This window comes from Roseateles sp., assembly GCF_052436255.1.
GTDB lineage: Bacteria > Pseudomonadota > Gammaproteobacteria > Burkholderiales > Burkholderiaceae_C > Pelomonas.
In genome coordinates this window covers 28,242-42,219 of sequence record NZ_JBQVNP010000034.1, presented here as the reverse complement: position 1 = coordinate 42,219, position 13,978 = coordinate 28,242, and the positions used below count along the sequence as shown (strand labels likewise).

The 13,978-nt window shown below is 69.8% G+C and carries 10 protein-coding genes; 4 read left to right on the top strand and 6 right to left on the bottom strand.

All coding sequences use genetic code 11. The features are described from left to right. The first annotated feature begins 167 nt into the window (after window positions 1-167). Together ACT6S0_RS10505 and ACT6S0_RS10500 are read left to right on the top strand one after the other, a co-directional pair. A complete protein-coding gene (locus tag ACT6S0_RS10505) occupies window positions 168-632 on the top strand; it encodes a (2Fe-2S)-binding protein (protein WP_444691971.1) in 465 nt (154 codons plus the stop codon). Further along, entirely contained in the window at window positions 629-2,959 is a 2,331-nt protein-coding gene (locus tag ACT6S0_RS10500) for a molybdopterin cofactor-binding domain-containing protein (protein ID WP_444691970.1), read from the top strand. Before ACT6S0_RS10505 ends, ACT6S0_RS10500 begins: the two co-directional genes overlap by 4 nt. A gap of 135 nt (window positions 2,960-3,094) precedes the next feature. On the opposite strand, the gene ACT6S0_RS10495 is transcribed toward ACT6S0_RS10500, so the two are convergent. Genes ACT6S0_RS10495 through ACT6S0_RS10480 form a run of 4 tightly spaced genes read right to left on the bottom strand, consistent with a single transcriptional unit; the run spans window position 3,095 to window position 10,304 of the window. Next, entirely contained in the window at window positions 3,095-3,808 is a 714-nt protein-coding gene (locus ACT6S0_RS10495; RefSeq protein ID WP_444691969.1) for a queuosine precursor transporter, read from the bottom strand. Window positions 3,809-3,817: 9 nt separating this feature from the next. Further along, the gene (locus ACT6S0_RS10490) at window positions 3,818-7,231 is read right to left on the bottom strand and encodes a PAS domain S-box protein (RefSeq protein ID WP_444691968.1); all 3,414 of its coding nucleotides are present in this window, start codon (window positions 7,229-7,231) and stop codon (window positions 3,818-3,820) included. Window positions 7,232-7,233: 2 nt separating this feature from the next. Beyond that, entirely contained in the window at window positions 7,234-8,037 is an 804-nt protein-coding gene (gene pyrF, locus ACT6S0_RS10485) for an orotidine-5'-phosphate decarboxylase (protein ID WP_444691967.1), read from the bottom strand. Window positions 8,038-8,081: 44 nt separating this feature from the next. After that, window positions 8,082-10,304 (bottom strand): putative bifunctional diguanylate cyclase/phosphodiesterase, encoded by a 2,223-nt coding sequence (locus ACT6S0_RS10480; RefSeq protein WP_444691966.1) that lies wholly within the window; start codon window positions 10,302-10,304, stop codon window positions 8,082-8,084. 74 nt (window positions 10,305-10,378) lie between these two features. On the opposite strand from ACT6S0_RS10480, the gene ACT6S0_RS10475 reads away from it, so the two are divergent. Further along, the gene (locus tag ACT6S0_RS10475) at window positions 10,379-10,888 is read left to right on the top strand and encodes a GNAT family N-acetyltransferase (protein ID WP_444691965.1); all 510 of its coding nucleotides are present in this window, start codon (window positions 10,379-10,381) and stop codon (window positions 10,886-10,888) included. Between the two features lie 4 nt (window positions 10,889-10,892). On the opposite strand, the gene purB is transcribed toward ACT6S0_RS10475, so the two are convergent. Next, entirely contained in the window at window positions 10,893-12,281 is a 1,389-nt protein-coding gene (purB, locus tag ACT6S0_RS10470; RefSeq protein ID WP_444691964.1) for an adenylosuccinate lyase, read from the bottom strand. 351 nt (window positions 12,282-12,632) lie between these two features. Between purB and ACT6S0_RS10465 the strand changes: the two genes are divergently transcribed. Further along, window positions 12,633-13,256: a glutathione S-transferase family protein gene (locus tag ACT6S0_RS10465; protein ID WP_444691992.1), complete on the top strand. Its 624-nt coding sequence runs from the start codon at window positions 12,633-12,635 to the stop codon at window positions 13,254-13,256. On the opposite strand, the gene ACT6S0_RS10460 is transcribed toward ACT6S0_RS10465, so the two are convergent. After that, on the bottom strand, window positions 13,253-13,900 hold the full coding sequence (locus tag ACT6S0_RS10460) for a hypothetical protein (protein ID WP_444691963.1): 648 nt from the start codon (window positions 13,898-13,900) through the stop codon (window positions 13,253-13,255). The genes ACT6S0_RS10465 and ACT6S0_RS10460 overlap by 4 nt on opposite strands. Between the last annotated feature and the right edge of the window lie 78 nt (window positions 13,901-13,978).

Genomic DNA, 13,978 nt, shown 5'->3' with positions numbered 1-13,978 from the left:
GCCGCCAGGGGCGCCATCGTGTCGGGTCCGTCGGGGGCAAGGCCGCTGTCCGGCAGCAGCAGAAACAGCAGGTCAGGTGTTGTTGCAACTAGGGGCTGGCTCATGCCCGGATTGTCGACCGTGACGGCTATTCTGGTGCGCTGTTTCCCCGACCCCGACCGCTCGCGATGGATCTGAAAGTAAACGGCCAGGTCATGACCTTGCCCGAGCTGGCGCGCGACCCGGCCATGCCGCTGCTGTGGGTGCTGCGGGACGGCCTCGACCTGACCGGCACCAAGTTCGGCTGCGGCATTGCGGCCTGCGGCGCCTGCACGGTGCATGTGGATGGTCAGGCGGTGCGGGCCTGCGTGACGCCGCTGAGCGCCGTCGCCGGCAAGGCCGTCACGACCATTGAAGGGCTGGCCGCGCCGGGTCGGCCGCATGCGGTGCAACTGGCCTGGCTGGCCGAGCAGGTGCCGCAATGCGGCTATTGCCAGAGCGGCATGCTGATGGCGGCCGCAGCGCTGCTGGCGCGCATCGGCAAGCCCAGCGATGCCGACATCGACGCGGCCATGACCAATCTCTGCCGCTGTGGCACCTACCCGCGGGTTCGAGCGGCCATCAGGACCGCCGCCGCGATGAAGAAGCAATGAAGCGGCGCACCGTGCTGCTCAGCGGGCTTGGCGCGGCCGGCGCACTGATCGTCGGCTGGGGCCTGCTGCCACCGCGCTCGCGGCTGGGCGATGCGCGCACGCTGGCGCCGGTCGACGGCGAGGTGGGCCTGAACGGCTGGATCAAGATCGCCGCCGACGGCCGCGTGCTGCTGGCCATGCCGCGCAGCGAGATGGGCCAGGGCGTGCACACGGCGCTGGCCCAGCTCGTCGCCGAGGAGCTGGACGTGCCGCTGGCCACCGTGCGCCTGACGGCAGCCGGGCATGACGCCATCTACGGCAATGTCGCGGCATTCACGGGCAGCCTGCCCTTCGGCCCGCGCGACCACGAACGGGGCGCCTTCAAGCTGTCGGCCTGGGTCACGGCCAAGCTGGCGCGCGAGCTGGGCCTGAACCTGACCGGTGGCTCCTCGACGACGGCCGATGCCTGGGGCCCGCTGCGCCTGGCGGCCGCGACGGCGCGTGCGCAACTGCTCGGCGCCGCGGGGCTCAAGCACAAGCTGCCGGTGGCCGAGCTGACGGTCGAGGACGGCGTCATCCACCACGCCAGCGGGGCGCTCGACCACTACGGCAGCCTGGCCGCTCAGGCCGCGCTGACGCCGCCGGGCGACGTCGTGCTGAAGGCTCGCGCGCGGTGGACGCAGATCGGCCAGCCCCTGCCGCGCATCGACCTCGCCGCCAAGGTCGATGGCAGCGCGCGTTACGGCCTGGACGTGCGCGAGCCGGGCCAGGTCTTCGCGGCCATCCGCCACTGCCCGATGCTGGGCGGCGGCCTGGGCCCGGCCAATGTCGACGCGGTGCGTGCACGGCCCGGTGTGCTGCGTGTGGTGGCGTTAGGGCCCATTGCGGGCTCGACGGCGGCCTATGCGGTCGTCGCGCGCACCACCTGGCATGCGAGCGAGGCGGCCAAGGCGCTGGAGGTGGCCTGGCAGGCGCCCCCGGGTGGGCGAGTCGATTCCAGGGCCATCCTCGCGGCGTTGGAGAGTCAGGCGCGCCGTGCCCACGAGGCGGAAGAAGGCTTCGCCTTCCTGGCGCAGGGTGACCCCAAGGCCGCTCTGGCGGGCGCCGCATCGCGGCTGGAGGCGGTCTACAGCGCGCCCTATCTGGCCCACGCAGTGCTGGAGCCGATGAACTGCACGGCCCAGGTGCGCGAGGGGCATGTCACCGTCTGGGCGCCGACCCAGGTGCCAGGTCTTGCCCGCGATGTCGCCGCGCGCGCGGCCGGCGTGGCGCGCGCGGAGGTGACGGTGCGTGTGACCTATCTCGGCGGCGGCTTCGGCCGGCGGCTGGACGTGGACTTCATCGGCCAGGCGGTGCGCGTCGCAGTCGAGATGGGCGGCCTGCCAGTGCAGCTCGTCTGGTCGCGCGAGGAGGACATGACGCACGACTTCTACCGCCCCGCCGAGGTGGCCGTGCTGCAGGGCGGGCTGGACGCGGCGGGCCGGCCGGTGGCGCTGGCCATCACCAACGCGGCGGACGCCGTGCTGCCGCGCTGGGCCGAGCGCGTGATGCCGGGGCTGGCGCCGGCGCTGGACGTGCTGAACCGCAATGCCTTCCCCGATGGGCGTGCGATGGCGGCCCTGTCCATGCGCGGCGACGCGCCGGACAAGACGGCGTCGGAGGGGCTGTTCGACCTCGGTTATGCGATCCCGCACATGCGCATCGCGCACCAGCCCACGCGCAGCGGTGTGCCCATCGGCATGTGGCGCTCGGTCGGTCATTCCCATCACGCCTTCTTCAAGGAAGGTTTCATCGACGAGCTGGCGCATGCCGCCAACGCCGACCCGGTGGCGTTCCGCCTGGCGCTGCTGGACGGTTTGCCGCGCCACCAGGCCGTGCTGCAGCGCGCGGCCGACGCCGCCGGCTGGGGTCGGCCGCCTGCGGCCGGCGTGGCGCGTGGCGTGGCCTTGCACGAGAGCTACGGCAGCATCGTGGCCCAGGTGGTGGAGGTGGTGAGGGAGCGCGGCCAGCCGCGCCTGCGCCGCGTCGTCTGCGCGATGGACTGCGGTACCGTCGTCAACCCCGGCATCGTCGTGCGCCAGGTCGAGAGTGGCATCGTCTTCGGCCTGACAGCGGCGCTCTGGGGCCGCATCGACATCGTCGGCAGCGAGGTGCAGCAAAAGAATTTCCCGGACCAGCCGCTGCTGACGCTGGCCCAGTGCCCCGCCATCGAGACGCATCTGCTGCCCAGCGAGGGCCCGCCGACGGGCGTCGGCGAGCCGGCCACGCCGCCGGTCGCACCGGCGCTGGCCAACGCGTGGTTCGCGCTGACGGGTGAGCGCAAACGCCGCTTGCCGTTGAGCGCCTGAACGAAAAAGCCAGCGCTCGCTCAGCAGGCGCCGGCTCGTCAGGCCTGGTTTGCAGGCAGCAGGCCAGGCCGCCGCAGCAGGGACCGGGCAGCAAAGGCGGCGGCCGAGGCCGACAGCAGGGTCACCGCCACAGCGTCAAACCTTGATTGAGAAGGGGTTGAAGCTGGTACTGCGGTCAAAGTGGTCCACGCCCTCCGCGCGCTTGAGGAAGCGAACGACGCTCGCCGTGACGGGGTACATGACGGCCTCCCAGATGGTTTTGAACAGGTACTGCGCGACGATGACGGCCAGCAGCTGTTCGGTGGCCCAGACGCCGTAGAAGGCGATGAAGAAGAACACGCCGGTGTCGACGGCCTGGCCGACGACGGTGGAGCCGACGACGCGCGCCCACAGCCAGCGGCCGCGGGTGGCGATCTTCATCTTGGCCAGCACGTAGCTGTTGACGAAGCTGCCGCAGGCGAAGGCGATCATCGAGCCGGCGACGATGCGCCAGGTGTTGCCGAACACGGCTTCCAGCTGAGGCTGATAGACGGCCATGAAGGGCGTATCGGCCGGCGGCTGGTGCACGACGACGTAGGCCATGAAGGCCGAGAACAGCAGGGCGCCGAAGCCGGCCCAGACGACGCGGCGGTCGTACTTGTAGCCGTAGACCTCGGTCAGTATGTCGCCGAAGATGTAGCTGATCGGGAAGAAGAACAGGTCGGCTCCATAGGTGACGGTGCCGAAGAAGGGCAGTGTCAGTTGCGCCTGCTTGGCTGCGCCGATGAGGTTGGAGCACAGCAGCACGGAGACGAAGGCCGCCATGATCAAGTCGTAGTACTTGAAGCTGCGGGGCGCGAGCGTGTTCATGGGCCGTCCTCAGTCCGTATTGAAAGGGCCGCGCAGCGTGCCCGCCCCTCCAGCGGCTCCCGCAGAGCCGGCTTCGCCGGGCTGCTGGGAGCGCCCCCTTGAGGGAGCCGGCGAAGCCGGTAGGGGGTGGGTCAGCCTAAGCAGGGTCTGGTGCAGCTTGGGCGTGTCGATGGGCTTGGTCAGGAAGTCGTTCATGCCTGCCGCGAAGGCATCGTCGCGCTCCGAGACCAGGGCGGCCGCGGTCAGCGCGACGATGGGCAGCTCGTCGACGGCGAAATGCTTGCGCAGCTCGCGCGTCGCGTCATGCCCGCCCATGACGGGCATCTGTACATCCATCAGCACGATGTCGAAGGGCTTGCCGACGCTGGCCGCGGCCAGCACGGCCTCGATGGCCTGGCGGCCGTCGCTGGCCTGGGCGACCTCCATGCCCCATTGCTCCAGCTGCGCCACCGCGATCAGCATGTTGACCGGGTGGTCCTCGGCGATCAGCACGCGGCGGCCGTGCAGGGCCTCGTGGCCGGCGCCGTGCGCGCGCGTCTCGCGGGGCTGATGGGTCATCGGCGCCGGCGCGGCCGGCAGGGGCAGTTCGGCCCAGAAGGCCGAGCCGTCGCCGGGCCTGCTGTCCATGCCGACATCGCCGCCCATCAGCGTGGCCAGCTCGCGGCAGATGGACAGGCCCAGGCCGGTGCCGCCGAAGCGCCGCGTGGTTGATTCGTCGGCCTGCGTGAAGGGCTGGAAGAGGCGGCCCTGCTGCTCGGGCGCGATGCCCGGGCCGGTGTCGCGTACCTCGATGTGCACCCACTCCCCGGCGCTGCCGCGGGCGTTGACGGGCAGGGCGCGCACGCTGACGGTGATGCCGCCTTCGGACGTGAACTTCAACGCATTGGTCAGGTAGTTGGACAGGATCTGGCGGGTGCGCAGCGGGTCGCCGAACACCCAGCCGGGCAGGGCCGGATCGATCTGGATGGCGAAGGTCAGGCCGCGCGCCTGCGCCAGCGTCAGATAGGCCAGGCGGATGGAGGCGAGCAGCTCGCGCAGCGAGAAGGGCTGCGTCTCCAGCGTCAGGCGGCCCGCTTCGATCTTGGACAGGTCGAGGATGTCGGAGATCAGGCCCGACAGGCTTTCGGCGCTGTCCATCATCTGGTTGAGGTAGTCGCGCCGCTGGACCTCGGAGATGTCGGGCTGCTGGGCCAGCCGCCCCAGGCCGAGCAGGCCGTTGAGGGGCGTGCGGATCTCGTGGCTGGTATTGGCCAGGAAGGCGCTCTTGGCGCGACTGGCGGCCTGGGCCTCGTCCTTGGCGTGGGCGAGCTGGTCCTCGACGCGGCGGCGCTCGGTGACGTCCTCGATGATCCAGATGGTGCCGCCGCGGCTGGGGTGGGCCGGGTCGACGACCTGGGCCAGCAGGCGGGCCAGAAAGTTGGAGCCGTCGCGGCGGCGCATGGTGCGCTCTGCCTCGACCTGCTCACCGCTGGCCAGGCGGGGGCCGAGGTCGCGGCCGACGGCCTGCCAGTCCTCGACGCTGGGCCACACGACGCTGCCATGCTGGCCGAGCAACGCGCCGCGCTCCCAGCCGAACATGGCTTCGACGCGGGGGTTGGCCAATACGAACTGCTGCTCGCGCGTCAGCGCGATGCCGATGGAGGCGTTTTCGAGGATGGCGCCGTGCACGAGACGGGTGCGCTCGCTCTCGGACACGTCGCGCGCGTACAGCACCAGGTAGTTCTGGCCGTCCATTTCGAAGGGCGCCACCGACACCAGCATTGCGATCGTGCTGCCGTCCTTGCGCCGGAAGCTGACCGGCACGTTGTTGGCGATGCCGTCGCGGCGGATCGCTTCGCGGATGGCCGTGCGGTCGGCAGGGTTGTGCCAGATGCCGATCTCGTCGGCGGTGCGGCCCAGCACCTCGGTGCTGCTCCAGCCGGCGAGGCCTTCGAAGGCCTTGTTCACCATCGCGTAGCGGCCGCTCTCCGCCTCGGTCAGCGTGATGACGTCGGGGCTGGTAGCCACCAGGTGCGACAGCAGGCCCTCGCTGCGCCGCAGTGCGTCCTGGGCGCGGCTCTGCTCGGTCTGGTCGGTGAAGAAGGTCAGGGTGGCCGGCCCCGAGGCGGTCTCGACGCGCACGCTGGTGGCCTGCACCAGGCGGCGCCGGCGCGACAGGGTGCGCAGCCGGTACTCGGCCATGGGCTGCATCGCGCCGGGCGCCAGGCCTTCCATGCGTGCGGCCTGCTGGCGGGCGGTCTCGTCATCGCCGGGCTCGTAGTGGCTGAACAGGTCCTGCCCGATCATGCTGGAGCGCTGGGCATAGCCGAACATGGCCATGGCCGCCGGGTTGGCGTCAACGACGCGGCCCCAGCGGTGCAGCACCAGCGGGCTGGGCGAGCGGCGAAACAACTCGCGGTAGCGCGTTTCGGTCGCCTGCACGGTTTGCTCGGCGGCGACCTCGTGGGTGACGTCGCGGCCGACGCCCCAGTAGCCGCGGAAGCTGCCCTGGGCATCGAAGCGCGGCTCGCCGCTGATGGACACCCAGCGCGTACTGCCGTCCAGGCCGGTGCGGCGCGCCACCATGCCGTGGAAGGGGCGGTGGGATTCAAGATCGGCGCGGTGGGCGTCGAGTTCGTCGTCGGACAGGCCCAGGCCGTCGACATCCCACGGCGTCTTGCCCAGCCGGCATTGAAGGTCGAGGCCGGAGCTGCCGGACCGCTCCTCGGCGACGTGGGTGAAGCGGAACTCGCGGTCCATCTCCCAGTACCAGTCGACCGCCATGCCGAGCAGGCCGCGAAAGCGTGCGGTGCGCTCCTCCGCCTCGGCCAGCGAGCGCTCGACCATCTTCAGCAACCCCAGGCCCGCAACCAGCCCCGAGAGCAGCAGCCCGGCCTGCACGCCGACGCGCAGGCCCAGATCCGAAGGCGCGGACGGACGGGTGGCCCAGCCCAGGTGCTCGGCCACGCCCAGCCCGCACAGCGACGCCAAGCCCAGGGCCGTCAGCAGCAGCCCCGCACGCAAGCCCAGCAGGCCGGTGGCGAAGGCGATGATCAGGCTCATCAGTGGCAGGCTGACGGACCACAGGCCCAGATCGCGCGAAATGGCCGCCGCCACCGGGAGCAGCAACACCAGCGCCAGCAGCACACAGGTCACCGCCGGGTGCTCCTCCTTGCGCGGCGCGCGCTGCAACATCGCCAGGCGCGTGATTGCCAGTACGGCGATCACCAGCGACAGTGCCGGCGGCGCCCAGCCGTCCAGCCACTCGCCCGCCTGGCGCGTTGCCCACAGCAGCACGGCCGCGGTCAGGAAGATCGGCCCGCTGCTGATCAGGAAGACCCGGCTGGCCTGCCAGCGCATGCTGCGGTGCAGGCGCTCGCGTTGCTCCTCCGGCGGGGCGGCGTGCCCGACGAGGCTGCTGAGGTCTTCGTCGGCGCGGCCCATGTTCAGCGCAGGCTGGTGCGGGTGGCCTCGGCCACGGCGCGAGCGCGCTCGGCAAAGTCGGCGCCGCTGCCGGCATAGAGGATGGCGCGCGAGGAGTTGACAACCAGCGGCGCCTGGCGGCCCGCGGCCTGCACGACGGCGGCGGCATCACCGCCTTGCGCCCCCACGCCGGGCACCAGCAGCGGCAGCGTCGGCGCCAGCTCGCGCACGCGGGCGATCTCGGCCGGGTAGGTGGCGCCGACGACGAGGCCGAGCTGGTCGTTGCGGTTCCACTGCGACTCGGCCAGGTGCGCGAGGTGTTCGAACAGGCGCGGCTGGCCGGGCACGTCGGCCAGCCGCTGCATCTGCCAGTCGTCGCCGCCCTTGTTGGAGGTGCGGCACAGCACGATGGCGCCCTTGCCCTCGTAGGCCAGGTAGGGCTCGATGCTGTCGAAGCCCATGAAGGGCGACAGGGTCACCGCGTCGGCCCGGTAGCGCTGAAAGGCCTCGCGGGCGTACTGCTCGGCGGTCGAGCCGATGTCGCCGCGCTTGGCGTCGAGGATGACGGGCACGCCCGGGGCGACGTCGTGGATGTGCGCGATGAGCCGTTCGAGCTGGGCCTCTGCGCCGTGGGCCGCGAAGTAGGCGATCTGCGGCTTGAACGCGCAGACGAGGTCATGCGTCGCATCGACTATTGATCTGCAGAAGTCGTAGATCCTGGAGGCATCGCCCGCCCAGGCGCCCGGCAGCCTGCCCGGCTCGGGGTCGAGGCCGACGCACAGGCGCGAATGCGGGGTCAGGGCTTGAAGTTGGGCAAGGAAGTTCATGCGCGGGATTGTCCAGGGTGGCGTGCAGATTGGCTCGCACCCGCTCAGAGCACGCTGGCCAGCACGCGGCTTTGGACGAAGGCCTCGAAGGCCTGGGCCGGCAGCGGCCGGCTGAACAGATAGCCCTGCACGGCCTGGCAGCCCTGGCGGCGCAGGAAGGCCAGCTGGCCTTCGGTCTCGACGCCCTCGGCCAGGGTCTGCAGGCCTAACGCACCCGCCATGCGGATGACGGCGTCGACAATGGCGCGGTCCTCGGCGTCGTCGGTCAGGTCACGAATGAAGGACTGGTCGATCTTGAGCTTGCTGACGCGGAACTTCTTCAGATAGCTCAGCGACGAATAGCCGGTGCCGAAGTCGTCGATGGACAGGCGAACGCCGCGCGCGTGCAGCTCGTTCATGACGGTGATGGCCACGGCCGGGTTGTCCATGGCGGCGCCCTCGGTCAGCTCCAGCTCCAGGCGCTCGGCCGCCATGCCGACGTCCTCGAGCACGCGCCCGACCAGTTCAGGCAGGTCGTCATGGCGGAATTGCACGGCCGACAGGTTGACCGCCATCGTCAGCTCGGTCAGGCCAGCGGCGTCCCAGCGGCCGAGCTGGCTCAAGGCCTCGCGCAGCACCCACTCGCCAATGGGCAGGATCAGGCCGGATGCCTCGGCCACCGGGATGAACTCCGCGGGTGACACGCTGCCCAGCTCGGGGTGGTGCCAGCGCAGCAGGGCCTCGGCACCGACGATGCGGGTTTCGTCACCGTCATCCAGCGCGAACTGCGGCTGGTAGTGCAGGCTGAGCTGCTTGCGCTCCAGCGCGCGGCGCAGCGCGTTTTCCAGCTGCAGTGCGCGGGCCGACTGCGCCTGCATCTCGCTGGTGAAAAAGCGGTAGGCATTGCGGCCATCGCGCTTGGCGCGGTACATCGCCGCGTCGGCGCATTTGCACAGTGTGTCGAAGTCGTCGCCGTCGGTCGGGAACATCGCGATGCCCATCGACGGCGTGACGGTCAGCTCCTGCTGCTCGACCTGGAAGGGCGCGCTCGCCAGCGCCATCAGCTTGGTAGCCAGGTGGGCCGCGCCGGCGACGTCCGTCAGCGGCAGCACCAGCACGAACTCGTCGCCGCCCATGCGGGCCACGGTGTCCTGCTCGCGCACCGCGCCGCGCAGGCGGGCCGCGAGCTGGGCCAGCAGGCTGTCGCCGACACGGTGGCCAAGGGAGTCGTTGACGTTCTTGAAGTGGTCCAGGTCCAGGAAGAGCACGGCCAGCGGCTCGTCGCCGCGGCGCGCGATGTCGATGGCCTGGCTCGCGCGGTCGGCGAGCAGATGGCGATTGGGCAGGCCAGTCAGGCCGTCGAACAGCGCCAGGCGCTCGGCGCGCGCTTCGGCAGCCTGCTGCTCGGCGACCTTGAGCTCCAGTGCCGCCACCGTCTGGCTGAGCTGCTCGGTGCGCTGCTGCACCAGGGCCTCGAGCTGGGACTTGGCCTGCACCAGTTCCAGCTCGGCCTGCTTGCGGGCGGTGATGTCCTGCGTGATCCAGATGGAGCCACGCGACAGATCGCTGGGGTCGATGGCCTTGCTGCGCACCTCGCAGTAGAGGGCGCTGCCGTCCTTGCGGGCCAGCAGCATCTCGGCGTGGAAGGAGTCGCCGCGCGACAAGGGCTCGTAGCAGAGGTCGCCGGCGGTCTTCCAGTCCTCGTCGCTGAGGTACCAGGCGCGCGACAGCTGGCCGTCGAGCTCGCCGGGCCCGTAGCCGAACAATTGCTCGAAGGCGCGGTTGCAGCGGGTCACGCGGCGGCCGCGCAGGAAGACGATGCCGACCATGGCGTGGTCGAGGATGAGCTGTTGCTCGGCATGCAGGTCGGCCAGCGCGGCGTCGGCCAGCTTGCGCTCGTGGATGTCGTCGACGATCCAGATCGAGCCATCGGCCGGCTGCTCGGCGTTGATGAGGCGGCCGGTCAGGTGGGCCCAGAACAGCTCGCCGTTCTGGCGCCGCATCAGCTGCTCGCTGCGGAAGGTCTCGCCGGCCGAAAGCACCGGGTAGGCGCGGGCGCCGAGGCCGCGGGCATCCTGTTCGGTCTCGTAGAGTTCGACGCTGCTGCGGCCGATGGCGCCTTCCACGCCGTCGAAGCCGTAGATCTCGGCATAGCGCTGGTTGCAGCGCACGAGGGTGCGCGCTTTCACGAAGACGATGCCGACGCCGGCATTGGCCAGGATGACGTCCAGTTCACGCAAAGCCTGGCTGAGCGCGGGGTTGTCGCTGGAGTCGGGCGCGAGGCTCATGAAGCGTCTGTGCGGCGTCTGTGATCGGTTAGGCGGGCAAGGGACCGGAGCATGACCGGTTATTGTCTGGCTGCATGCACATCCTCGACACCGAACGCCTGGCGCTGCGTGAATTCACACCGCAAGACGCGCCCTTCCTGCTTCGCCTCGTCAACGAGCCGGGCTGGATCCGCAACATCAACGACCCGGGCGTGCGCAGCGTCGAAGCGGCGCTGAGCTGGGCCGAGGGGAGGCTCTTCAAGGCCTATCGCGAGCTCGGCCATGGCTTCTGGGGCGTCGAGCGGCGCGAGGATGGCGAACTTGTCGGCATGTGCGGCCTGTTCAAGCGCCCGACCCTGCCCGAGCCCGACCTGGGCTATGCGCTGCTGGCGGAGCACGAGGGCCGCGGCTATGCGCTGGAAGCGGCGCGGGCCTGTGTCGCGCATGCGCGAGACGTGATGGGCTGGCCGGTGCTGATGGCCATCACGGCACTGGACAACGCGTCGAGCGTGTCCCTGCTCGCCAGGCTGGGATTTGTCGAGCAGCCGCAGCAACAGATCGAGGGCTACAGCGAGCCCTCGAGAGTGTTCAAGCTGCAGCTCTGATGCGTCAGACGCGCCGTGCCAGGTCTTGCGCCAGCCCGGTGTAGCTGCCCGGGCTCATCTTCAGCAGGCGTGCCTTCTCGGCCTTGGGCAGGTCCAGCCCTTCGATGAAGGCCTGGATCGACTCGCGCGTGATGGCCTTGCCGCGGGTCAGCTCCTTGAGCTGCTCATAGGGGTTGGGCAGGCCGTAGCGGCGCATGACCGTCTGGATGGGCTCGGCCAGTACTTCCCAGGCGGCGTCGAGGTCGTCGGCCAGCGCGGCTTCGTTGACCTCTAGCTTGCCCAGGCCCTTGGCGAGCGAGTCATAGCCCAACAGCGCATAGCCCAGGCCCACGCCCATGTTGCGCAGCACGGTGGAGTCGGTCAGGTCGCGCTGCCAACGGCTCACCGGCAGCTTCTGCGACAGGTGCGTCAACACCGCGCTGGCCAGGCCGAAATTGCCTTCCGCGTTCTCGAAGTCGATCGGGTTGACCTTGTGCGGCATCGTCGAGCTGCCGATCTCGCCCGCCTTGGTGCGCTGCTTGAAGTAGCCCAAGGAGATGTAGCCCCAGACGTCGCGCGACCAGTCGATCAGGATGGTGTTGGCGCGGGTGAAGGCGTCAAACAGCTCGGCCATGTAATCGTGCGGCTCGATCTGGATGGTGTACGGGTTGAACGTGAGCTTGAGCTGCTTCTCGATGACCGTCTTGCTGAACGCTTCCCAGTCGTGCCTGGGCCAGGCCGACAGGTGGGCGTTGAAGTTGCCCACCGCGCCGTTCATCTTGGCCAGCGGCTTGACCGCTGCGATGCGTGCCCGCGCCGTCACCAGGCGCGCCACGACGTTGGCGATCTCCTTGCCCACCGTCGTCGGGCTGGCCGTCTGGCCGTGTGTGCGCGAGAGCATCGGCACGGCCGCGAACTGGTGGGCCATCTTGCGCAGCGTGGCGACGATGCCGTCGAGCGCCGGCAGCATGACCTCGTCGCGCGCGGCCTTCAGCATCAGCGCATGGCTGGTGTTGTTGATGTCCTCGCTGGTGCAGGCGAAGTGCACGAACTCGGCTGCCGCCAGCAACTCGCTGTGCACGGATGTATCGCCCTCGAAGCTGCGCTTGATCCAGTACTCGACCGCCTTGACGTCGTGGTTGGTCGTGCGCTCGATGGACTTGATCTCCTCGGCATCGGCCTCGCTGAACTTCTTCACCAAGCGGCGCAGGCGCGAGCGCGCGGCGCTTGAGAGCGGCTTGAACTCCTTGAAGCCGGCGTCCGACAGCGCGATGAACCACTCCACCTCGACCTGCACTCGGCGATGCATCAGCCCGTACTCGGACAGCAGCGGGCGCAGCGCGGCGACCTTGGCGGCATAGCGGCCGTCCAGCGGCGACAGGGCGCTGATGGCGGAGTAGTCGGAGGGCGTCATGGCGGGCCGGCAGGTCGTGGAAAACCCGCAATTCTAGAAGTGCCCGCGGCGCATGGCCTTCGCGGCTGCGCGTTGCTGCCGCTGCGGACCGTGAAGCGGATTTGGAGGACAGCGCGGCGCGCGCCGCTACAGCTCGGCGGTCCCGGCCGGCCGCATGGCGCGAAGTGGCTGGCATCGGCCGAGCCCGCGCCGTCGAGGGCCGGCGGACACTTTGGACGCGCCCTGCGCTGCTGGCAACCCCCGCCTGAGGTGGCTGTCGGCCCCATCCGACAGGACTTTTTCACCGCCGGAGGCGCAAGGGGCGCTCGCTAGAATCGTTTCGACCTGTGACCCCCTTGTTGTCCTATGACCATGAAGCTGATCGGATCTCTCACCAGCCCTTATGTGCGCAAGGTGCGCATCGTGATGGCCGAGAAGAAGCTCGATTACCAGCTGGTGCTGGAAGATGTCTGGGGCAGCGACGCCATCCTGAAGATGAATCCGCTGGGCAAGGTGCCCTGCCTGGTGATGGAAGGGCAAGACTCCATCACCGGCGCCGTCTTCGACTCGCGCGTCATCGTCGAGTACGTGGACACGTTGTCGCCCGTCGGCAAGCTCATCCCCGAGCGCGGCCGCGAGCGCTGCGAGGTACGCACGTGGGAGGCACTCGCCGACGGCATCGTCGACGCCGCCATCCTCGTGCGCCTGGAGCGCACCTGGGCGCAGCGCACGCCGGAACAGCGCAGCCCCGCCTGGATCGCACGCCATCTGGGCAAGGTCAATGCCGCACTGGCAGCCATGAGCCAGGGCCTGGGCGAGAAGCCCTGGTGCTCGGGCAGCCATTTCTCGCTGGCCGACATCTCGCTCGGCTGCGCGCTGGGCTGGCTGGAGTTCCGCTTCCCGGAAATCAACTGGCGTGAGGACTATCCCAATCTGGCGCGCCACATGGACAAGCTCTCGCAGCGCCAGAGCTTTGCGGACACCGTGCCGGTCTAGGCAATCAGCAGCTCGCGCGAGCGGACGTGCAGCAGGCGCACCAGGCGCCAGATGCGGCGTTCGATCTCGGCGACTTCCAGCTTCCACAGCGTCGCAATCTCGGCCAGCAGCAGGCCTTGCGCCAGCAGCGTCAGCAGGTGGCGGCTGGCCTGTTCGATCTGGCGCCCCGCCGGTGTCGCATCCAGCGGGGCTGAAGGCTGGCGGGCCGTGACGATGGGACTGCGCTCGATGCCGAAGGCCGCCAGCGCCTGGCGGGCAAGCTGCGGATTCAGCATGGCGCGGCGCTCATGCAGGCGCGTCAACGCGGCGACCAGGCCGGTCCCGCTGCCATCGTCCACGTGATAGGCGTTGGCGCCCGCACTCAGGGCGGCGAACAGCTGCAGGTCGTCGGCCGTCGGCGTCAGCAGCAGGAGCTGCGGTCGCACGGGCAGGCGGCCGAGTTCGTGGGCCACGCGCATCGCATGACTGTCCATCAGCCGCAGGTCGCTGGCGACGATGTCGGGCGCCAGCGCCGCGATCTCCTGCAGCGCATCGTTCAGATGACTCGCGCTGCCCGCCAGTTCCACGCCCCGCGCCTGCAGCAGCAGCGACCGGGTGCGTTGCAACGTGGTGTCGCTGAGACGGAGGAGAAAAACGGTAGGCATGGGGTGGTGTGACAACGTTCCGCATTGTGCGCGTTTCAGGCGTCCTCCCCCTAACTTGGAACCGTCCTCCCCCGCGTC